Origin of the sequence: Streptomyces sp. Da 82-17 (assembly GCF_046098215.1) — a bacterium.
GTDB lineage: Bacteria > Actinomycetota > Actinomycetes > Streptomycetales > Streptomycetaceae > Streptomyces.
In genome coordinates this window covers 15,280-35,552 of the sequence record NZ_JBJURH010000012.1, presented here as the reverse complement: position 1 = coordinate 35,552, position 20,273 = coordinate 15,280, and the positions used below count along the sequence as shown (strand labels likewise).

The window sequence follows — 20,273 nt, the reverse complement described above, 5'->3', positions numbered from 1 at the left end:
GCGAGGCGAAGCGAGGTGACGCGACGTGCGGGCCGATTGTCAGTGGCGTGCGGTTGACTGGGTGCGAACCGAACAAGAGGCCGAGAGGCTGAGCGGACCGACGGGGGAGAGACGTGCAGACGGACGTGCAGACGTACGACGACGGGGGTCGCGCCGTGCGGACGGACGACGCGATTCCGCAGGGGTGGCCGAGCGCCGAGTGGCTGGAGCGGCGGCTGGGCGCGGGTGCTCTCGTGCGCCCGGACGAGGCCGATCTGCCGGGGGAGTTGACGAACTCCAGGACCAGAGAGTTCCTTCTCACCGTCGGTTTCCCGGCTGTCGACCTGGAGGCGGTGGGCCTCGACGCGACGCACCTCCGGGGCGAGGACCGCTGGTACGCCTTCGACGCCGACGAGATCTACGGCGAGCGCTACCCCGACGACGACTCCCCGCCGAAGAACTTCTGCTACACGGTCCTGACGTACGGCGACCAGCATCTGATGCTCGGCGCTGAAAGCGGCGCGATCATCCACTACGACCCCAACGGCTGGGACCACGGGGCGGGTTGGCAAGGACCGGCCGCGTCGTCGCTGCCCTCGCTCGCGGTGCTCCTGGGCCTGATGGCCGAGTCGGCCGAGGCCCTGGACTCGCCCGACGACGCGGTCCGCGTGCCGGCGGCGGGGGCGCTGCGCGAGCGCATGATCGCCCACGACGCGGATGTGGAGGACTCCGACTTCTGGCAGCAGATGTTCGAGGACCTCGGCTGGGAAGGCGAGCCCGCATGAGTCCGGGCCCGGCCTCCCCCACGAAGGCCCGGGCCCGGACGGCTCGAGGACGGCGGCCCGACCGCCACCGATTGGGGCCTGACGGCCACCGGCTGCGGCCCGACGCTGCGGCCTGACGGCCACCGGCTGGGCGCTGCGGCTACTGGCCCATCACGTACTTGACGGTCGGGCCGGTCGTCCAGCCGCCGTCGACGGCCAGCTCGGCGCCCGTCACGTACGAGGACGCGTCCGAGAGGAGGTACACGACCGCGTCCGCGATCTCCGGGGCCTCGCCGACCCGGCCCATCGGGGTGTTGGGGTAGTTGCCCTCGCCCTGCTGGATGCCGACCTGCGCGGTCATCGGCGTGTACGTCATGCCCGGGTGCACGGAGTTGACCCGGATCCGGGACGTGCCGAGCTCCACCGCGCCGATCTTGCTGAGGCCGCGCACACCCCACTTCGACGCCCCGTACGACGACGTCAGGGCGAGGCCCATCAGACCGGCCGCCGAGGAGATGTTGACGATGGAGCCGCCGCCGTTCTCCTTCATGCCGGGGATGACGGTCTTCATGCCGATGAAGACACCGGTCAGGTTGATGTCGACGACCTGACGGAAGTGCTCCACCGTCTCGGTCTCGAGGGGCTGCCCGGTCGAGATGCCCGCGTTGTTCACGAGCCCGTCGATCCGCCCGAACTCGGCCACGGCGAACTCGGCGGCCCGCTGCCAGTCGTCCTCGGACTTCACGTCGAGCCGTACGAACCGGGCGCGGTCGCCGAGCTCCTTCACGAGCTCCTGGCCGTCGGCCTCCAGGAGGTCGGCGACGACCACGTTCGCGCCGCCGGCGACGGCCTTGCGGGCCACCTCGGCGCCGATGCCGCGGGCGCCGCCGGTGATGACCACCGTCTTGTTGCTGAGATCGCTCATGAGGAGCTCCAAGGAAATTCACGGAGGGATTCGACATTGCGGGCCGCGAGAGCGCCGGGGCCCAGCGGGCCGTCGGCCGGTGCGTCGGTGGCGGCCCAGCGCTCGACGGACACCCGGATCGCCGTACTGGCCACGGCGGCCGCGAGCCGCAGCCCGCTCGGAACGGACCCGCCCGCGCCCGCGCCGGACCCGCCCGCGCCCGCGCCGGACCCGCCCGCGCCCGCGCCGGACGCGCCTGCCGCGTCCACGTCTGCCGCGTCCACCTCGTCCGTGTGCACGTCGGACACCTCGCGCCGAGGCGTACCGAGACGCTCCGCGAGCACGTCGAGCAGCGCCTGCTCGGCGGCGAAGCACGCGTCGTTCCAGACGGAGCGCAGCGCCGGAGCCTCCTCGGCCATCCGCAGCAGGGACCGCACCCATTCCAACGACTCGGCGTTCGCCACCCCGCCGGCGCCCCCCGCACCGGCGGCAGCGTCGAGGGCTCCGGCGGCCGGGTCCAGCGCCCTGCTCGCCGCGAGGATCAGCGCGTCCGGCACGGACAGTTCGGCCGGTGCCGCGCGCACGGCCTCGACCCAGCGCTGCGTGCCCTCGGCGAAGACCGGGGCGACCGACTCCTCCTTCGTGGCGAAGTACCGGAAGAAGGTGCGCGGCGAGACACCGGCCTCGCGGGCGATGTCCTCGGCGCGTGTGGCGCGCAGTCCGCGCTCCACGAAGAGCGCGGCCGCGGTATGGGCGATGTCCCTACGAGTGGCCGCCTTGCGCCGCTCGTTCAGTGAGCTCCCGGGCATGCAGTGCATCGTATGCCTGTGTGGCAGAATCTGCCACCGACGTGATCCGGGCCCAGCGACGAACAGGACGGCAAGACCAAGTGCGGCGACGGCGTTTCCTCCAGCAGACGGCCACCTTCGCGTCGGGAGCGGCGCTCGGACTGGCCGGCTGCGGCTCCGGCGAGTCCAGGGCGCCGCTGCGGCTGCTGGTCGCCAGCTACGACGAGAGCGTGGGCGCGTCCATCGGCGACCAGTGGGACGGCGTCGTCAAGGCCTTCGAGAAGAAGCACCCGGACATCCAAGTCGCCGTGGAACGCGTGCCGTTCGCCGAGCTCGACGCCACGCTGGCGCGCCGTGTCGAGCAGGGGAAGGCGCCGGACATCGCGCAGTCCAACGTCTTCGCGCAGTACGCCGTCCGGGATCTGCTGTACGCGACGTCGGATCTGTTCGACATCGCCACCGAGTCGGACTTCACGCTGTCCCTCGCACAGGCCGGCCGGGTCCACCGCATCCAGTACGGCATCCCGCTGATGGCCAGCACCCCGCGCCTCTTCTACAACAAGGCCCTGTTCGCCCGCGCCGGGGTCGAGGGCCCGCCGCGCAGCTGGGCCGAACTGCGCACCGCGGCCCAGGCGTTGAAGGCGAGCGGCGTGCCCACGCCGTACGGCCTGCAGCTCGGGCCGGAGGCGGCCGAGGACGAGCTGTACGCGTGGCTGCTCGCGGGCGGCGGCGACTATGTGACGTCCAGCAGCTACGACTTCTCCTCCGAGGAGAACGTCGCGACCCTGACCTGGCTGCGGGACAGCCTGGTCGGCGAGGGCCTGGCCGGCAGGAGCCCGGCACGGCTCAACCGCACGGACGCCTATGAGCAGTTCCTGCGCGGCACCATCGGCATGATGCTGGCGCACCCGGTCCTGATGGACACCGCCGACCGTATGAAACTCCCGTACGCCCACGCCGCGTTCCCCGCGCGGAAGGGCGGCGCGGCGATCCCCGTCGGCATCAACGACTGGCTGCTCGCCTTCCGCCGGGGCGGCCGCCGCGAGGCCGCGTCGGCGTTCCTGAGTTTCGTGTACGACAAGGAGTCCGCGGCGAGTTACGGCGGCGGCCGGGCGGCGGCGCTGCCGGTCACGGCGTCCGGCGCGGAGGCGGTCGCGGAGCAGGGCGGACGGCTCGCCGAGTTCATCGACCAGCTGCCGGAGGCCCGGTTCCAGCCGACGGCGATGCGTTCCTGGCCCACGGTCCGCCGTGAGGTCCGCGCGGAGATCGGCGGCTCGGTGCAGCGTGGCGGCAGTCCGGGCGAGGTGCTGCGGTCCCTGCAGGCGAGGGCCTCCCAGAGCGAGACGTCGGCCAGGTCCTGAAGCCGGGCCCGACCGACGCCGACGGCCGCCGACACGGGAACGCTGCACGGCGTCCTGCCGGCCCTGAACACCGACATCGCGGCCACGTCCCCCCGATATCACGAGCCGATACTCCGAGTCGCGATGAGCCGGGGAGGCGCGCAGGGTCTACCTAGGTGACGGGCGCGACGGCACGACCGCCGACGGCCGCCCGCCAAGGTTCCGCCGACCCACCCGAGGAGACCCCCATGACCGCCACCTACACCTTCGACGTCTTCTCCAGCCTCGACGGATACGGCGCGGCCGGCGGCGACTGGACCGGCTACTGGGGCAAGCAGGGCCCGGAACTGCTCGACCACCGCCTCGCCCAGTACGAGGAGGACCAGCGCATGGTCCTCGGCGCCCACACGTACCGCCTGTTCGCGCAGATGCTCGCCGAGAGCACCGAGGACTCCGACGTACGCGACCCCTGGGTCACCCGCATGCGGCACCTCCCGGCGATCGTCGTGTCCACCACCTTGGAGGAGCCCCTCGACTGGCCGGACGCGACCGTCGTCAGCGGAGACGCCGTCGACGTGGTCGCCCGGCTGAAGAAGGAGTCCGACGTACCACTGCGCTCGCACGGCAGCCTGTCGATGAACCGGGCCCTCATGGCCGCGGGCCTCGTCGACCGGCTCCAGGTCACGCTCTTCCCCGTCATCACCGGCCGCAACGGACTCGACCCGATCTTCCGGGGCGCCGCCGACTTCGATCTGGAGCTGATCGAGCAGCGCACCCTCGACGGCGACATCCAGGAACTCACCTACCGGCCCGCACTGCACTGATCGGGACGGAACGGCACGCGTGCCCGCCGACGCCCCAGTACCCCAGGACCCCAACATCCCAGCGCGCACGGACCGTTGACGGTTCCGGGCGCCGCTCTCTACGGTCGGTCCGTATATGTAGATGGCGTTCAGAGATGGGGACGTGGTGTATGAGGATCGTCGACGCAAGACTCACTCCGGTGCTGATCGCCGACCCGCCGCTCCTCAACGTCCAGGGCGTGCACCAGCCGTACACGCCCCGGCTGATCGTGGAGCTGGTCACGGAGAGCGGCGTCACCGGTGTCGGCGAGACGTACGGGGACACCAACTACCTGGACATCGCACGGCAGTTGGCCGTCGCGGTGCAGGGGCGGAGCGTGACGGAGAGCAACCTGCTGCCCGCGCTCGCCGCCGCTGCCGCCGACGTGGACGCGAGCGCGCTCAGCTCGTCCGTCGACGCCGGCGCGTTCCGCGGTGTGCAGACCGCCGACAAGCTGCGCCTCAGCGTCGTCTCCGCCTTCGAGGTGGCGATGCTCGACGCCCTCGGCAAGGCCACCGGGCTGCCCGTGCACGCCCTGCTCGGCGGGAAGGTGCGCGACAGCGTCGAGTACAGCGGCTACCTGTTCTACCGCTGGGCCGAACACCCGCAGCAGGACTGGGACGCCCCGCACCAGGACTGGGACGCTCCGCGCCACGACTGGGACGCTCCGCGCGACGACTGGGGCGCCGCGCTCGACCCCGCCGGGATCGTCGAGCAGGCCCGCCGCATGCACCGCGACCACGGTTTCCGGTCGTTCAAGCTGAAGGGCGGCGTCCTCCCGCCCGAGCAGGAGGCCGCCGCGATCCGCGCCCTCGCCGAGGCGTTCCCCGACAGCCCGCTGAGGCTCGACCCGAACGGCGGCTGGTCGGTCCGCACCAGCCTCGACATGGCGGCCGAACTCGCGGACGTACTCGAGTACTTGGAGGACCCCACGACCGGCACGCCCGGCATGGCGCAGGTCGCCGCGGGCACGAGCATGCCGCTCGCCACCAACATGTGCGTGACCCGGCTCGGCGAGATCCCCGAGGCGTTCACGCGGGGCGCCGTGCAGGTGGTGCTCTCCGACCACCACTACTGGGGCGGTCTGCGCGCCACCAAGGAACTCGCCGCCATCTGCGCCACGTTCGGCGTCGGCGTGTCCATGCACTCCAACACGCACCTGGGCATCAGCCTCGCCGCGATGACGCACGTCGCGTCGACCGTCCCGGGCCTCGACCACGCCTGCGACACCCACCGCCCCTGGCAGACCGACGACGTCATCACCGCGCCGCACGTCTTCCGCGAAGGACGCGTCGAGGTGTCGGACGCGCCCGGCCTCGGCGTCGAGCTGGACCGTACGGCTCTCGCCGAGCTGCACGAGCGCTGGCAGCGCATGCCCGCCCTGCGCGACCGCGACGACGAGGCGGGCATGCGCCTCGCGGACCCGCACTGGACACCGCACAAGTCGCCCCGCTGGTAGGCGAGTTCACGCACCCGCGGCCCCGGCCCACATGCGCTACGCGGGCGCCTCCAGGTCGAAGAACAGGAACCCGATCCTGGTGGACAGCGCCTCGAACTCCTCCGGGAACAGGTCGCGCCCCGCCGGGTCGGGTTGCGGTTCGCTGACGGCGGCGAGGCGGAACCCGGCGGAGGTGAAGGCCTCGGTCATCGCGTGCAACGGCCGCCGCCAGAACGTGAGTCGTACGGACCTGCCGCTGAACTCGAAGTCCTCGCTGTAGCTGGTGGTGGCGTGGTAGTCGGGGCGGGGGTTCTGGATCGCGTAGTCCACGAACGGGTGCTGCACCGACACGATCAGCCGCCCGCCGGGCCTCAGTACGCGCCGCATCTCACCCAGCGTCGGCGCCCAGTCCTCCAGGTAGTGCAGCACCAGCGACGCCACCACGGCATCGAACTCGCCGTCCTCGAACGGCAGTTGCTCCCTCAGGTCGACCCGGCGCAGGTCCACGTCGTCACCGAGCCGCTTCCTCGCGAGCGCGAGCATGCCGGCGCTGGCGTCGATGCCCGTGACGTCCGCGCCGCGTTCGCGCAACGCGGCCGTCAGCGGACCCGAGCCGCAGCCGGCGTCCAGAATGCGCCGTCCGGTCACGTCCCCGGCGAGCGCGAGCATCGCGGGCCGCTCGTAGTAGCCGTTGAGCAGGTTGTTCTCGTTGTCCGCCGAGTACGCCTCGGCAAAGCTGTCGTAGTCGCTCACGTGGGCAGCGTATGCCGGGCGTGATCCTTCCGGGGCTCGTTCGGTCCCGAACTGGGTGCTGGCGCAGGCGAGTTGAGGGCGGGGGAGTGCGGTCGGCCTGCCGTGAGAGGTGGGCGCCGAAGGTTCCGGGGGTCAAACGCAGGGAGCGGTAAGGAAAAGAGGGAGTCAAGTGTGCGTATGTGGCTCAATCTGAGGCGTGAGCAGGGGAAACGGAGCGTTAGCCTGATCATTGGTCGCCTGGGGCAATCAATATTCCGGGCGGCCACCGACCGACAGAGCACCACCCACCGGCGCGCACAGGGACAAGCGGGCCGGTGATGTCAGGAGGACAGCTCATGCCTGCCGAGGCATCCGCACACGCAGCCACCCCCACCCTCACGTCACCCCCCACCTCCACCCCCTTCCGTACGTACGTCGAGGACAACCTCGACGCGCTCACCACCGCACCCGACCGGGAACTCCTCGTCCACGGCGACCGACGCCTGACGGCCGGTCAATTCCGTTCCCTGGTCCACCGCATGGCCCACGCCCTCGCCGCGCAGGGCGTCGAGCGCGGCACCACCGTCACCCTGCTCAGCGGCAACCTGCCCGAGACGATCGCCGCCCGCTACGCCGCCAACCTCGCGGGCTGCCGCGTCAACCACCTCTACAACAAACTGTCGGCGGACGTGCAGACGGCGATCGTCGAGGACGTCGAGACGCAGGCGCTCATCGTCGACCCGCGCTACGCCGACCGCGCCGTCGAGATCACCGACAGCAGCCCCGTACCGCACGTCCTCGTCCTGGGCGAGACCAAACGGGAGCTCGGCCAGGACCTGCTCGCGCTCGCCGCCACGCAGCCCGACGAGCCGTTCACGCCGCGCGCCCGCCCCGACGACATCTGCACGATCCGCCACACCGGCGGCACCACCGGCCACCCGAAGGGCATCGTCACCACCTTCGAGCAGGTCAACCGGATGAGCCGGATGGTCAGCGAGGTGCGGCCCGCCGAGGAGTCCGCACCCCGGCAGCTCGCCTGCACCACCCTCGCGCACGCCGCCGGCATGCTCGCCGACGCCGTGATCCGCGTCGGCGGCACCGTCGTCCTGCACGACGACTTCGACGCGGGCGAGGTCCTCGCCACCGTCGAGCGCGAGCGCATCACCCACCTCTTCCTGCTCCCGCCGCTCCTCTACCAGCTCCTCGACCACCCAGACTCCACGCGCCGCGACCTCGGCTCCCTGCGCGGCCTGACGTACGGCGGCTGCCAGGCCTCGCCCACCCGCATCGCGGACGCCGTACGCCGCTTCGGCCCCGTGCTCGTGCAGTTCTACGGGCAGAACGAGGCCGGCGGCATCAGCGTCCTCACCGCCGCCGACCACGACCCGGACCGGCCCGAGCGGATGCGTTCCGCGGGCAGGGTGCTGCCCGGCGTGGACGTCGCGATCCGCGACACCGACGGCAAGGACCTGCCGTACGGCGAACTCGGCGAGATATGTGTGCGCTCCGAGGGCACCATGACCGGCTACTGGAAGCAGCCCGAGCTGACCGCCGAAGTGCTGCGCGACGGCTGGCTGCACACCGGCGACGTCGGCTTCCTCGACGAGGACGGGTACGTCACCGTCGTCGACCGGCTCAAGGACATGATCGTGGTGGTCGGCGGCCACGTGTACACGACCGAGCTGGAGGACCTCCTCAACTCCCACCCGAAGGTGCGCCAGAGCGCCGTCTTCGGGGTGCGCGACGCCGACCGCATGGAGCAGGTCCACGCCGCCGTCGTGACCGCACCGGGCACGGACGTGTCGGCGGAGGAACTGCGGGCAGCGGTACGCGAGCAGCGCGGCGCCATGTACGAACCGGCCGTCGTCACCTTCGTCGACGCCCTGCCCCTGACGGACGCGGGCAAGCCGGACAAGAAGCTGCTGCGCAGGCGCGCGGAAGCCTGACCCTCCAGGCCGGGACCGGCCCCCGAAAGTCCCGTGGTCAGCTCACGGCGCGGCGCACCAGGGCGGTGATCAGCTCCTCGTCGGCGGGCGTCAGCTCCTTCACGGCGTACGCCGTCGGCCACATGCTGCCCTCGTCGAGGCGGGCCGTGTCGTTGAAACCGAGAGTGGCGTAGCGGGACTTGAACTTGTGCGCGCTCTGGAAGAAGCAGACGACCTTGCCGTCCTTGGCGTAGGCGGGCATGCCGTACCAGGTCTTCGGCGTCAGTTCCGGCGCGGCCTCCCGGACGAGGGCGTGGATCCGCTCGGCCAGGGCCCGGTCCTCGTCCGGCATCTCGGCGACCTTCGCGAGCAGCTCCGCCTCGGGGTCGGCCTTGGCCGCGCGCCCGCCGCGCCGGGCCGGCTTCAGCTCCTTGGCGCGCTCCTTCATCGCCGCACGCTCCTCCTCGGTGAAGCCGTCGTACGTCGCGCCCGCCGACGCCGAGGCGGAAGCGGGGGAGGAGGTGTTCTTTCCGGTCTTCGAAGCAGCGGCCATGGCGAACTCCTTGGGAGCAGAGGCTCGGACGGGCGTTCCCGGCCGATGAGGTCAGCGTAGGAAGAGGCGGCGGTCGAGCGCTTCTCGGAAACTGACCGGTCCGCCGGGCCCGCGCCGACGCCCCGTATCGTCGGCGCCGTGGAGCTGAAACACCTCACCGGATTCGTGGCCGTCGCCGAGGAACTGCACTTCGGGCGGGCGGCCGAGCGGCTGCACATCGCGCAGTCCCCGCTCAGCCAGCAGATCAAGCTCCTGGAGCGGGACCTCGGCGTGAAGCTGTTCGACCGTACGACCCGCACCGTGCGGCTCACCCCGGCCGGGCAGGCCCTCGTGGAGCCCGCCCGCCGCCTCCTCGCGGACGCCTCCGCCGTACGCCGCACCGTACGGGCCGCCCACCTCGGCGAGGTCGGCCGCGTCACCGTCGGCTTCGCGGGCGCCAGCAGCTACTCGGCGCTGCCGCTCCTCACCCGCGCCGTGACCTCCCAACTCCCCGGCATCGAGCTGGTGTTGGTGGGCCAGACGTACACGGGGGAGGCGCTGCGCCGGGTCGCCGACGGCAGCCTCGACGTCGGCTTCCTCGCGCTGCCCGTACGGCGCGGCATCACCGCCCGCGTCGTGCGCATGGAGCACCTGATGCTCGCCCTGCCCGACAGCCACCGGCTCGCCGCGTACCCGGAGGTGCCGGTGCGGGAGTTGGCGGGGGAGCCGGTCGTCACGTTCCCGCTGTCCCGCGAGTCGGCGGTGCGCGAGGCGATGGTGCAGGCCTGCCACGACGCGGGGTTCGCGCCCCGGATCGCGCAGGAGGCGCCCGACTCGTACACCATGCTGGCGCTCGTCGGCGCGGGCGTCGGAGTGGCGGTCGTCGTGGAGTCGGCGCGCGACATCAACCTCGAGCATGTGGTGTTCCGGCCGCTCGTCGGGGAGGAGGTGCCGGTGCTGCCGATCGCGCTCGGCTGGCGCACGGGTAACTCTTCGGCGGCGTTGCAGGCGGTGTTGCGGGTGGCGGAGGAGGTTTTGCCTACGCCTCCAGGGGTCGGGGTCTGAGGCGGTGACCCCCAGGGGGCTCCGCCCCCGGCCCCCGGCTCCTCAATCGCCGGAGGGGCTCTCCTTCCCGGCCGTCGTTCGGCTGCCTGCGCCGTCGTGGCTGGTCGCGCCGTTCCCCGCGCCCCTGGCGGGGCACGTCCCTGCCCCCTTCGGGTCGTCGGCCGGCTGCCTGCGTCGTCGTGGTTGCTCGCGCAGTTCCCCGCGCCCCTCTGGGGCGCCCCGCCCACCGGCGATTATTCCGTCTCGGCGCTCAATCTGGGCCGTAATTGGTCTTGGACAGCACCTAATGCGCGGGTGCAGAGTGATCCACATCTTGCGACGGGCGCTGCGCGCAGACCGCTTCGCTCTCGCCGACGTACAGGAGGCCGCTCTTGCCCGAACCGAAGCCCGACCACGTGCCGGCGCCGCTCGACGGCATGAAGGTCGTCGACCTGTCCAAGATCCTCGCCGGGCCCTACGTCACCATGTCCCTCGCCGACCTCGGCGCCGACGTGATCAAGGTCGAGCATCCCGACGGCGGCGACCCCACCCGCGCCTGGGGCCCGCCGTTCAACGGCCCCGACGCCACCTACTACCTGGCCGCCAACCGCAACAAGCGCTCCGTCACCCTCGACCTCAAGTCCGAGGCCGGGCAGCAGGCGGTCCACCGGATGCTCGCCGACGCCGACGTCATGGTGGAGAACTTCCGCCCCGGCTCCTCCCTCGCCCGCCTCTTCGACTACCAGGAGCTGAGCGCCCGTTACCCGCGCCTCGTCATCCTGCACATCTCCGCCTTCGGCGACACCGGCCCCCTCCGCGACGAACCCGGCTACGACATGGTCGCCCAGGCGAGCGCCGGCCTGATGTCCCTCACCGGCGAACCCGACGGGCCCCCGGTCAAGGCCGGGTACGCGATGGGCGACCTCGGCGCCGCCCTCTTCGGCCTCGTCGGCGTCACCTCCGCCCTCGTCGAACGCGCCCGCACCGGCCGCGGCCAGTACGTCACCACCTCCCTGTACGAGTCGCAGCTCGCCCTGCACATCAACTGGGCGACCGGCTACTTCGCGACCGGCGAGCGCCCCGCCCGCCTCGGCTCCGGCCACCCCAGCCTCGTCCCGTACCAGGCCTACCCGGCCGCCGACGGGCACTTCGTGATCGCCGTCGGCAACGACGCCCTGTTCCGCCGCCTCGCCGACGCGCTCGGCCACCCCGAGTGGGCCGACGACGACCGCTTCGCCACCAACAGGGCCCGCGTCACGCACCGCAGCGCCCTCAACGCCAAGCTCGAAGCGGTCCTCGTCGACGAGCCCGTCGCCCACTGGGTGGGCCTCCTCAAACCCCTCGGCGTGCCCGTCGCCGCCATCCGCTCCCTCGACGAGGTGTACGACTGCCCGCAGACCGCCGCCCTCGGCATGGTGCAGAAGGTCGACCACCCGGACGTCGGCCCGCTCCGACAGGTCGCCTTCCCCGTCACCTTCCGCGGCGCCCGACCGCCCGTACGCACCGCCCCGCCCGCCCTCGGGCAGCACAGCCGCGCCGTACTCGCCGAACTCGGCTACACGGACGCCGACATCGACCGCCTCCTCGACCGCCCCCAAGTCGACCCGCACCCGCACCCGCACCCGCACCCGCAAGGAGCCTGAACCCCATGCCGTTCCCCGCCCTCGACGCGCTCGACCCGCTCCACCTCGAAGCCCTCCTCACCGACGAGGAACGCGCCGTCCGCGACACCGTCCGCCAGTACCTGGACGACAAGGTCGAGCCGCACATCGCCGACTGGTTCGAGTCCGGCGAGATTCCCGACCTCCCCGAACTCGCCCGGGAATTCGGCGCGTTGGGCCTCCTCGGCATGCACCTCGACGGCTACGGCTGCGCCGGCCTGCCCGCCCGCGCGTACGGGATCGCCTGCCGCGAGCTGGAGGCCACCGACTCCGGCCTGCGCTCCTTCGTCTCCGTGCAGGGCTCCCTCGCCATGTTCGCGATCCACCGCTTCGGCTCGGAGGAGCAGAAGCAGGAGTGGCTGCCGCGCATGGCCGCCGGGGAGGCCATCGGCTGCTTCGGCCTCACCGAGCCCGACCACGGCTCCGACCCGGCGTCGATGACGACCCGCGCCCGCCGCGACGCGGGCGGCGACTGGATCCTCGACGGCCGCAAGATGTGGATCACCAACGGCTCGGTGGCCGCCGTCGCGGTCGTCTGGGCGCAGACCGACGACGGTGTACGCGGCTTCGTCGTGCCCACCGACACCCCCGGCTTCTCGGCGCCCGCCATCAAGCACAAGATGTCCCTGCGCGCCTCGGTCACCAGCGAACTCGTGCTGGACGGCGTACGCCTGCCCGCCTCCGCCCAACTCCCCGACGCCCGCGGCGTGGGCGCCCCGCTGACCTGCCTGAACGAGGCCCGCTACGGCATCGTGTGGGGCGTGACCGGCGCGGCCCGCTCGGCCTGGCGCGCGGCGCGTGAATACGCCCTGCAGCGCGAGCAGTTCGGCAAGCCGATCGCCGCGTTCCAGCTCACCCAGCAGAAGCTCGTCGACATGGCCCTGGAACTCCACAAGGCCACGCTCACCGCCCTGCACCTGTCGGCCCTCAAGGACTCGCCCGAGGGTGTGCACCCGGCGCAGATCAGCTTCGGCAAGCTCAACAACGTCCGCGAGGCCATCGACATCTGCCGCACCGCCCGCACCGTCCTCGGCGCCAACGGCATCTCCCTGGAGTACCCGGTCATCCGGCACGCCAACAACCTGGAGTCGGTCCTCACCTACGAGGGCACCAGCGAGATGCACACCCTCGCCCTCGGCCAGGCCCTCACGGGGCACGCCGCTTTCCGGTCGTGAGGTCGTACGCGAACCCGTAGCGGCCGAGGAGCAGCCGCAGGAGTTCGTCGGCGATCTCGTCGCGGGTGGCGTCGACCCAGCCCACGACCCAGTCGTGCATGAGCCCGTTGACGGCACCGATGAACGCGGCCGCGGCGAGGTGGTGGTCCTCGGGCGCCACCTCGCCGCGCTCCACGGCCTGCCCGGCGATGTCGTCGATGAACTCGATCCACAACGCCCGCCGGTCGAGCCGCTGCCGGTCAAGCCGCGGGCTCACCCCGACGATCTCGACGTACGAGATGCGGGCGTGCCGCGGATCCCCGGCCGCGCCCTCCACGTACGCGCGCACCATCCGGGCGATCCGCTCGGTGAGCGGCAGGTCCGCGGCGCGGGGCAGCGCCTCCAGGACGGCCTGCTGCGCGAAGTTGTTGACGTACAGGTGCAGTTCGGCGAGCACGTCCTCCAGGGAGTCGAACTCCTCATAGAACTGGCGGGTGGAGAGCCCGGCCGCCTTGCACAGGTCGACGACCTTCGTCGCGCGGTAGCCGGGTCCGGCGCCGAACAGGTCGAGGCCCGCGTCCAGGAACCGGCGGTGCCGCTCGGCCTGCCGCTCGCCCGCGGACCGGCCCTTGTACGTGGTGTCTGCGCGCGCCACCGTGACCCGCCCCCTTCTCCCGCTCTTGCGCTCCCGCGCTCCCGCGATTCTTTCGTACCGAGGGTTGTGACGGCCCGAACGGCCACCCTACGATCCGTGCACCCGCATATGAAAACAGCGATTTTCAAGGTGCCGTTGCCGATCCTCCCGTCCAAGGAGCGAGTACATGCGAGCCAAGCGCCCCTCCCGCCGCCGGCCCCTCGCCGGCACCGCCGTCGCCGCCGCGACCGTCGCCGCCGCCCTGATCCCCGCAGGACCCGCGCACGCCGACCCGCAGCGGGAGGTCATGCTCGTCGGCAACAACTGGGAGGGCACCGCCGACGTCATCGAGTCGTCCGGCGACTTCGGCAGGATCGGCCGCATCGACCTCGTGCCCGACAAGGACGAGCGGCTCCGCGAGATCTACGCGAACCCGGTCAAGCTCGCCTACTTCCTCGGCATCCGCATGACGGTCGGCGAGGGCCACGACCAGTACACCGACGACCTGTACACCACCCGCGACGGCTCCGCGATCGTCGTGTCCCGGCCGAGCTTCGCCGACGTCGTCGCCATCGACACCGCCACCGGGAAGCTCAAGTGGCGCTTCCCTGTCGCCGGTTACCGCTCCGACCACATGGCCGTGTCGCCCGACGGGCAGCGCGTCGCCGTGTCGGCGTCGACCGGCAACACCGTCCACGTCCTCGACATGGAGACGGGACGCGAGGAGGGCTCGTTCAAGACCGGCGACAAGCCGCACGAGAACGTCTTCACCCGCGACGGCACGATCTGGAACATGGCCATCGGCGAGGTCAACAACGACCTCGACGCCCCCTGGCTGGACGGCCTCAAGGGCGACCGGAAGATCACCGTCGCGGACGCGCGCACCTTCGAGGTCGTCGACACCATCGACATGCGCGAACGCCTCGACGCCTTCGGCCAGAAGGACAAGTCCGACGCGATCCGCCCGGTCGCCTTCACCCCGGACGAGTCGAAGCTGTACTTCCAGGTGTCGTTCTTCAACGGCTTCTTCGAGTACGACGTCGCCGCCGACCGCATCACCCGCATGAAGACCCTGCCGAAGAACCCGGACACCTCCGACGACCGCACCACGTACGTCAACGACTCCCGCCACCACGGCATGTCGATGAACCCGTCCGGCACGAAGCTGTGCGTCGCCGGAACCATGGACGAGTACGCCACGGTCGTCGACCGCGAAACCCTCGAAGAGGGCCCCCTCGTCCCGGCCGCCAAACCGTACTGGGCCACCGTCAGCGGCGACGGCAAGGCCTGCGTGATCTCCGAGAGCGCCGCGGACCAGGTCACCGCCATCGACTTCGCCACCGGCCGCAAGATCGCATCGACCCCGGTCGGCGACCACCCCCAACGCATCCGCGTGGCCACACTCCCCGCCGACTGGACGAGCCCGCAAGGAAGTTGAGCCACTGACCCGACCCGACCCGACCCGACCCGGCCCGGCTCGACCCGGCCCGGCCCCCCGCGGCGCGGCAGGCCGGGCGTGCGTAGTTGAGGCGGGGGCCCGGCCCGCTGGACCTCACCCGCTCGCATGCCGACCGGGCCGTCCCTGGAGGTGCCTTCGCCGGGCGGCTCGGGCTGGTGAGCGCGGACGTGTGCGCCCCCCGCTCAGGACAACCACCTGGACCGTCACGGCCACCCTGCGCTCGCCCCCGCTGACGGCCCTCTGCCAACCCCGCGTGCGCCAGGCCTGATCGGAGGCACGTCGAGCTGCCTGGCGACGATGGACAGCCTGCTGGGAGTCGCCGACCCCCGCCGTTCAACTCGCCGTGCATGAGGGCACCTTGGGCGGTTCAGCCAAGCCCGCGCTCAGCAGCACCGGCCGCCTCCCGGTGATCTCCTTCGCCAGCGGCCTCCGCCCGACCCTGCGTGCAGCCTCCGCCAACTCGGCGTACGCCAGGCCGACCTGCGGCACCCGCAGCCCCGCCCGGCGACGACACCCGCCCCCCTCACCCCACCCCCCTCCGAGTGATCGCCCCGCTCCGGGCAAGCAGCAAGCAGGCCGCGCCGCGGGCGTGTTCCGTGTCGCGCCACGGGGAGACACGGACCGACAGGTCCTTGAGGGGCTCGATCGCTCCGGACCGGGCCGCCGTCGTGAAGGACGGTCCGAGGTACGGCCACAGAACATGGCTCTCGCCGATCACCTTGACCGCCTTCACGGCCAGCACGTTCACCACCCCGGCCACGCACCGCCCGAGCAGCGCGCCCGCCTCGGCGAGGATCCGCAGCACCTCCGGCTCGCCCCGCTCGGCCGCGGCCACCAGCCCCGCCAGTTCCGCCGGTCCCACCGGCCCCGTCGGCCCGCCCGGCCCGTCCTCGGCCGTCAGGCGCACGCCCGCGGCCCGTACCCGGTCGAGCAGTGCCGACTGGCCGACGTACGTCTGGAGGCAGCCCCGGTTGCCGCAGCTGCAGGCGGGCCCGTCCGTCGCGACCGGCAGATGACCGAACTCGCCCGACGACCCGGCCGCCCCGCGCTGCACCCGCCGCTCCAGCACCACGCCCATGCCGAGCCCGTCGCCGATGCCGAGGACCAGGAAGTCGTCGTGCTCGCGCCCCATCCCGAACAGCAGCTCCGCCGTCGTACTCGCCCGCAGGTCGTTGTCGACCAGGACCGGCACCGGCAGCGCGCGCGACAGCTCGGTGCCGAGCGCCAGATCGTGCCAGTCCATGATCCCGGAGAGCCGCACGACCCCCGTCTCCGGATCCGCCATCCCCGGCACCGCCACCCCCACACCCCGGATCGGCGTACTGTCCCGGCGCGCCTCGATCTCGTCGCGTACGACCTTCGTCAGAAGCCGTACGGGCGCCTCGGCCACGCCCTCCGGGAGGCGGAACTCGGACACCACCCGGCCGTCGAGCCGCACCACCGTCCCCACCAGGTGGTCGACGGCCACCCTGATGCCCAGGACGTGCGCCGCGTCCGACACCAACTCCAGCGGCACCCGCGGCCGTCCGGTGCCGGAGGCGCTGTGCGGCGGGAGCTCGCGCAGGAAACCCTCGCCGATCAACCGCCGGGTGTGCTCGGTGACCGTCGCCGCGCCGACGCCGAGCCGGGCCGCGATCTCGGCGCGGCCGAGCGGTCCCGCCGAGCCGAGCAGCGCCAGGATCTCGGTGCGGATCAGGTCCCCGTGCTGTGGGCGTCGCGTCATCTCACCCTCCGTTGCCGCCGGTTGTGTCCGAGCCCGTCCAGAGGTCTTGACGTCCGACCTCTGCGCTTCTAGCGTCCCCCTTTACTCGGACCCGAAGAAACTCAACCCCGGGCCCGCAGCACCCGTCAAGCTCCCGACAGCGTTCCGTCCCCTTCCGTTCCCGGCCACCCGGCGGGTGGTGAACTTGGAGGTCAGCGCATGCGTCTGCGTGCCGCGCACTGGGTCAGCATCGGAACCGCGAGCGCACTCGTCGCGCTCGCCGGATGCGGTGGAGGTTCTTCCGGCGACAGCGCGGGAGGCAGCAAGAGCTCCGATGGATCGGTGACCCTGTCCTGGCAGATGTGGGCCAGCGGAGCCGAGGAGGAGAAGCAGCTGAAGCACCTGGCGGGCCTCGTCACCGAGAAGCACCCCAAGATCAAGGTGGACGTCGACACCGCCCCGTTCAAGGACTACTTCACCAAGATGCAGACCCAGGCCGCCGGCGGCGAACAGCCCTGCATCGTCAGCATGCAGAGCCTCCGCCTGCCCGGCTTCGCGGAACTGATGGAGCCCCTGGACGAACACCTCGGCAAGACCGGCGCCGACGGCTTCGAACCGGCCGCGACCGAGGCCCTCCAGTACGACGGCAAGACCTACGCCCTGCCCATGGACCTCGCCGCGATGGTCGTCTACTACAACAAGGACGCCTTCGCGAAGGCAGGCGTCGACGAGCCCGGCGGCGACTGGACCCTCGCCGACTTCGAGAAGGCCGCCGAGTCCCTCACCCGGGACGGCAAGAAGGGCTTCGGCCTCTCCTTCTCCGACCTGCACTCCCTGACCATGGCCCTCACCTACAACGGCGCCCGCCCCGCCACCGCCGACGGCAAGCCGCAGCTCGACGACCCGAAGCTGGTCGAGGCGTACGACTGGTACGCGGGCCTCGCCACCAAGGCCAAGTCGGCGAGCGTACCGGCGAGTTCGAGCGACGGCGGCTGGGCCGAGACCCAGTTCGTCAACGGCAACACCGCCATGGCCGTCGACGGCACCTGGAACCTCGGCTCGCACACCGGCGAGGCCAAGTTCAAGGTCGGCGTCGCCCCGATACCCGCCGGCCCCGACGGCTCCAGGACGTATGTCGCCAACTCGGGCTTCGGCATGTCCAAGTCCTGCGCGTACAAGGAGGAGACCGCCAAGGCCCTCGCCGTCCTCACCGGCCCCGAGGCGCAGCAGTACCTCGCCGAGCAGGGCCGTGTCTTCCCGGCCCGCACCGACGCGCAGCCCGCGTACGAGAAGTTCCTCACCGACCAGAACTCCGGGAACCCCGACGGCGCCGCCACCGTCAAGCTCGGCATGAAGGCCGTCAAGGACGGGCTCGCCGGCGGGGAGCCGTTCGTCGGCACCGAGGACTGGGACCAGGTCAACACCCTGTTCAGCCAGTACCTGTTGGAGGCGTACACCGGCTCGAAGAGCGCGAAGGAAGCGCTGACGACCATTCAGCAGAAGTCGGCTCAGCAGAAGTCGGCCGGCTGACCCGTGGCCGTCGACGAGATGACACGCACCGCGAAGCCCGCGCCGCCCACGGGAGCTCGCCCCGTGCGCCGCGGGCCGAGCGCCCGCGAACGCTGGTACGCGTACGGCTTCCTGTCCCCGGGCGTCCTCGGCCTCACCCTCTTCACCCTGTTCCCGGTGGGCATGGCCGTCGTGATGAGCCTGCACGAGTGGCCCATCTTCGGCGACCGCTCGTTCCTCGGCGTCGACAACTTCCGCCATCTCCTCGCCGAGGACCCCACCTTCCTGGTGTCGGTCCGCAACACCTTCGTGTTCACGGCCCTGTTCCTGCCGCTGAACGTGATCCTGTCGCTCGCCCTGGCCTTCTGGATCTCCCACTGCCGCGGCCGGCAGGTGTTCCGCGTCCTGTTCTTCATCCCGACGATCACACCGATGGTCGTCAACGCGATGATCTGGAAGATGCTGTACCAGCCCGACGGCGTCCTCGACCACTACCTCGGCAGCTGGTTCGGCATCGACGCACCGAACTTCCTCGCCGACCCGGACACGGCGATGTTCGCCGTCGTCGCGATGAGCGTCTGGCAGGGCATCGGCTACAACCTCATCGTGTTCTCCGCGGCCATCGACGCCCTGCCCGCCTCGGTCCTGGAGGCCGCCGAGATCGACGGCGCCCGCGGCCTGGTGAAGTTCTTCCGCGTCCAACTGCCGCTGATGTCACCGGCCGTCTTCTTCGTCACCACCATGACCATGATCACGTCGATGCAGGTGTTCACACAGACGTACATCCTCACCAAGGGCGGCCCCGGCGACTCCACCGTCACCATGGTGCAGAACGTGTACGAGAACGGCTTCGTCTCCCGCGACCTGGGCGTCGCCGCCGCCGGGGCCTGGCTCCTCTTCGCCGTCATCCTGCTCATCACGGCCGTGCAGTTCGTCGGCCAGAAACGGTGGGTGCACTATGAGCACTGACACCCCCAACAGCGCGCGCAGTCACGTGAGTTGGACGCCGCGCCGGATCGTCTCCCACGTCCTCCTTGCCGCGGTGACGTTCCTGTTCCTGACGCCCGTCCTGTACGCGGTGGCCACCGCCCTGAAGCCGGCGGGGGAGACCTTCAGCAACCCGCCGTCCCTGATCGGCTCCAGCGTGCGCTGGCAGAACTTCGCCGACGTCTTCGACTACCTGCCGTTCCACCGCTTCATCGTCAACGGCCTCCTCGTCGCCGTCGTCGGCACCCTCGTCGTCCTCGCCGCGTCCTCGCTCGGCGCCTACGCGTTCGCCCGGCTGCGCTGGCGGGGCCGCGAGAGCGTGTTCCTGCTGTTCCTCGCGACCCTGATGGTCCCTCAAGAAGTGCTGGTCGTCCCCATGTTCATCCTCATGCAGGAGTTCGGCTGGGTGAACAGCGTCCAGGCCCTGATCTTCCCGTGGGCGTTCACCGCGTTCGGCACGTTCCTGCTGCGCCAGTTCTTCCGCCAGATCCCGTACGAACTCCAGGAGGCCGCAACCCTCGACGGCTGCACACCGCTGCGCACCTTCTGGTCCGTGATGCTGCCCATCGCCAGACCGGCCCTCGGCGTGCTCGCGGTCTTCACGTTCATCTCGTACTGGAACAGCTTCCTGTGGCCGCTGATCGTCGTGAACGACGTCCACGACCTCGGCACCGTGCCGCTCGGCCTGTCCCTGTTCTTCGGCCAGAACTCCAACCAGTGGCACCTCGTCATGGCGGCCTCGGTGATCTCCCTCGTACCGACGCTGCTGCTGCTCATCGCCCTGCAGAAACACCTGGTCAAGGGCATCGCGGCCACGGGCATCGCCGGCCGCTGAACCCACTGCCGCACCAGACGTCCCGCCCCCCCCGGCCCGAAGG

At 71.3% G+C, this 20,273-nt stretch carries 18 protein-coding genes; 12 read left to right on the top strand and 6 right to left on the bottom strand.

Going from position 1 to position 20,273, the window contains the following annotated elements; genetic code table 11:
* Window positions 1–113: 113 nt before the first annotated feature.
* Window positions 114–764: an SUKH-4 family immunity protein gene (locus tag ACIDOF_RS21190; RefSeq protein ID WP_409007547.1), complete on the top strand. Its 651-nt coding sequence runs from the start codon at window positions 114–116 to the stop codon at window positions 762–764.
* Between the two features lie 139 nt (window positions 765–903).
* On the opposite strand, the gene ACIDOF_RS21185 is transcribed toward ACIDOF_RS21190, so the two are convergent.
* Window positions 904–1,668 (bottom strand): glucose 1-dehydrogenase, encoded by a 765-nt coding sequence (locus ACIDOF_RS21185; RefSeq protein ID WP_409007546.1) that lies wholly within the window; start codon window positions 1,666–1,668, stop codon window positions 904–906.
* Window positions 1,665–2,456 carry a TetR/AcrR family transcriptional regulator gene (locus tag ACIDOF_RS21180; RefSeq protein ID WP_409007545.1) on the bottom strand — a complete coding sequence of 264 codons (792 nt, stop codon included), beginning with the start codon at window positions 2,454–2,456 and terminating at the stop codon, window positions 1,665–1,667. Before ACIDOF_RS21180 ends, ACIDOF_RS21185 begins: the two co-directional genes overlap by 4 nt.
* Window positions 2,457–2,536: 80 nt before the next feature.
* Between ACIDOF_RS21180 and ACIDOF_RS21175 the strand changes: the two genes are divergently transcribed.
* From ACIDOF_RS21175 to ACIDOF_RS21165, 3 genes are all read left to right on the top strand, one after another.
* Window positions 2,537–3,796, top strand: a complete 1,260-nt coding sequence (locus ACIDOF_RS21175; protein ID WP_409007544.1) for an ABC transporter substrate-binding protein — start codon at window positions 2,537–2,539, stop codon at window positions 3,794–3,796.
* A gap of 227 nt (window positions 3,797–4,023) precedes the next feature.
* Window positions 4,024–4,599, top strand: a complete 576-nt coding sequence (locus tag ACIDOF_RS21170; protein WP_409007543.1) for a dihydrofolate reductase family protein — start codon at window positions 4,024–4,026, stop codon at window positions 4,597–4,599.
* A 149-nt stretch (window positions 4,600–4,748) separates the two neighbouring features.
* Complete coding sequence (locus ACIDOF_RS21165) at window positions 4,749–6,077, top strand: enolase C-terminal domain-like protein (RefSeq protein WP_409007542.1); 1,329 nt, start codon at window positions 4,749–4,751, stop codon at window positions 6,075–6,077.
* 36 nt (window positions 6,078–6,113) lie between these two features.
* On the opposite strand, the gene ACIDOF_RS21160 is transcribed toward ACIDOF_RS21165, so the two are convergent.
* A complete protein-coding gene (locus ACIDOF_RS21160) occupies window positions 6,114–6,809 on the bottom strand; it encodes a class I SAM-dependent methyltransferase (RefSeq protein WP_409007541.1) in 696 nt (231 codons plus the stop codon).
* A 335-nt stretch (window positions 6,810–7,144) separates the two neighbouring features.
* On the opposite strand from ACIDOF_RS21160, the gene ACIDOF_RS21155 reads away from it, so the two are divergent.
* A complete protein-coding gene (locus ACIDOF_RS21155; RefSeq protein WP_409007540.1) occupies window positions 7,145–8,734 on the top strand; it encodes an AMP-binding protein in 1,590 nt (529 codons plus the stop codon).
* A gap of 37 nt (window positions 8,735–8,771) precedes the next feature.
* Here ACIDOF_RS21155 and ACIDOF_RS21150 read toward each other — a convergent pair whose 3' ends face one another.
* The gene (locus ACIDOF_RS21150; RefSeq protein WP_409007539.1) at window positions 8,772–9,266 is read right to left on the bottom strand and encodes an iron chaperone; all 495 of its coding nucleotides are present in this window, start codon (window positions 9,264–9,266) and stop codon (window positions 8,772–8,774) included.
* 138 nt (window positions 9,267–9,404) lie between these two features.
* Between ACIDOF_RS21150 and ACIDOF_RS21145 the strand changes: the two genes are divergently transcribed.
* From ACIDOF_RS21145 to ACIDOF_RS21135, 3 genes are all read left to right on the top strand, one after another.
* Window positions 9,405–10,310, top strand: a complete 906-nt coding sequence (locus tag ACIDOF_RS21145) for a LysR substrate-binding domain-containing protein (RefSeq protein WP_409007538.1) — start codon at window positions 9,405–9,407, stop codon at window positions 10,308–10,310.
* Between the two features lie 371 nt (window positions 10,311–10,681).
* The gene (locus tag ACIDOF_RS21140; protein WP_409007537.1) at window positions 10,682–11,932 is read left to right on the top strand and encodes a CaiB/BaiF CoA transferase family protein; all 1,251 of its coding nucleotides are present in this window, start codon (window positions 10,682–10,684) and stop codon (window positions 11,930–11,932) included.
* Between the two features lie 5 nt (window positions 11,933–11,937).
* A complete protein-coding gene (locus ACIDOF_RS21135; RefSeq protein WP_409007536.1) occupies window positions 11,938–13,125 on the top strand; it encodes an acyl-CoA dehydrogenase family protein in 1,188 nt (395 codons plus the stop codon).
* On the opposite strand, the gene ACIDOF_RS21130 is transcribed toward ACIDOF_RS21135, so the two are convergent.
* Entirely contained in the window at window positions 13,097–13,759 is a 663-nt protein-coding gene (locus ACIDOF_RS21130; protein ID WP_409007535.1) for a TetR/AcrR family transcriptional regulator, read from the bottom strand. The genes ACIDOF_RS21135 and ACIDOF_RS21130 overlap by 29 nt on opposite strands.
* Before the next feature lie 166 nt (window positions 13,760–13,925).
* On the opposite strand from ACIDOF_RS21130, the gene ACIDOF_RS21125 reads away from it, so the two are divergent.
* Window positions 13,926–15,176, top strand: coding sequence for a YncE family protein (locus ACIDOF_RS21125; protein WP_409007534.1), 1,251 nt, complete (start codon window positions 13,926–13,928; stop codon window positions 15,174–15,176).
* Window positions 15,177–15,720: 544 nt separating this feature from the next.
* On the opposite strand, the gene ACIDOF_RS21120 is transcribed toward ACIDOF_RS21125, so the two are convergent.
* Complete coding sequence (locus ACIDOF_RS21120; protein ID WP_409007533.1) at window positions 15,721–16,920, bottom strand: ROK family protein; 1,200 nt, start codon at window positions 16,918–16,920, stop codon at window positions 15,721–15,723.
* 198 nt (window positions 16,921–17,118) lie between these two features.
* Between ACIDOF_RS21120 and ACIDOF_RS21115 the strand changes: the two genes are divergently transcribed.
* From ACIDOF_RS21115 to ACIDOF_RS21105, 3 genes are all read left to right on the top strand, one after another.
* A complete protein-coding gene (locus tag ACIDOF_RS21115) occupies window positions 17,119–18,429 on the top strand; it encodes an ABC transporter substrate-binding protein (protein WP_409007532.1) in 1,311 nt (436 codons plus the stop codon).
* A gap of 63 nt (window positions 18,430–18,492) precedes the next feature.
* A complete protein-coding gene (locus ACIDOF_RS21110) occupies window positions 18,493–19,377 on the top strand; it encodes a carbohydrate ABC transporter permease (RefSeq protein ID WP_409007531.1) in 885 nt (294 codons plus the stop codon).
* A complete protein-coding gene (locus tag ACIDOF_RS21105) occupies window positions 19,367–20,230 on the top strand; it encodes a carbohydrate ABC transporter permease (RefSeq protein WP_409007530.1) in 864 nt (287 codons plus the stop codon). Before ACIDOF_RS21110 ends, ACIDOF_RS21105 begins: the two co-directional genes overlap by 11 nt.
* The last annotated feature ends 43 nt before the right edge of the window (window positions 20,231–20,273 follow it).

What these genes read in the sequence shown, in the direction of transcription:
- ACIDOF_RS21185 (WP_409007546.1), bottom strand. Translation starts at nt 1,668, where the DNA reads ATGAGCGATCTCAGCAACAAGACGGTGGTCATCACCGGCGGCGCCCGC.
- ACIDOF_RS21180 (WP_409007545.1), bottom strand. Translation starts at nt 2,456, where the DNA reads ATGCCCGGGAGCTCACTGAACGAGCGGCGCAAGGCGGCCACTCGTAGG.
- ACIDOF_RS21170 (WP_409007543.1), top strand. Translation starts at nt 4,024, where the DNA reads ATGACCGCCACCTACACCTTCGACGTCTTCTCCAGCCTCGACGGATAC.
- ACIDOF_RS21165 (WP_409007542.1), top strand. Translation starts at nt 4,749, where the DNA reads ATGAGGATCGTCGACGCAAGACTCACTCCGGTGCTGATCGCCGACCCG.
- ACIDOF_RS21155 (WP_409007540.1), top strand. Translation starts at nt 7,145, where the DNA reads ATGCCTGCCGAGGCATCCGCACACGCAGCCACCCCCACCCTCACGTCA.
- ACIDOF_RS21150 (WP_409007539.1), bottom strand. Translation starts at nt 9,266, where the DNA reads ATGGCCGCTGCTTCGAAGACCGGAAAGAACACCTCCTCCCCCGCTTCC.
- ACIDOF_RS21135 (WP_409007536.1), top strand. Translation starts at nt 11,938, where the DNA reads ATGCCGTTCCCCGCCCTCGACGCGCTCGACCCGCTCCACCTCGAAGCC.
- ACIDOF_RS21125 (WP_409007534.1), top strand. Translation starts at nt 13,926, where the DNA reads ATGCGAGCCAAGCGCCCCTCCCGCCGCCGGCCCCTCGCCGGCACCGCC.
- ACIDOF_RS21120 (WP_409007533.1), bottom strand. Translation starts at nt 16,920, where the DNA reads ATGACGCGACGCCCACAGCACGGGGACCTGATCCGCACCGAGATCCTG.
- ACIDOF_RS21115 (WP_409007532.1), top strand. Translation starts at nt 17,119, where the DNA reads ATGCGTCTGCGTGCCGCGCACTGGGTCAGCATCGGAACCGCGAGCGCA.
- ACIDOF_RS21105 (WP_409007530.1), top strand. Translation starts at nt 19,367, where the DNA reads ATGAGCACTGACACCCCCAACAGCGCGCGCAGTCACGTGAGTTGGACG.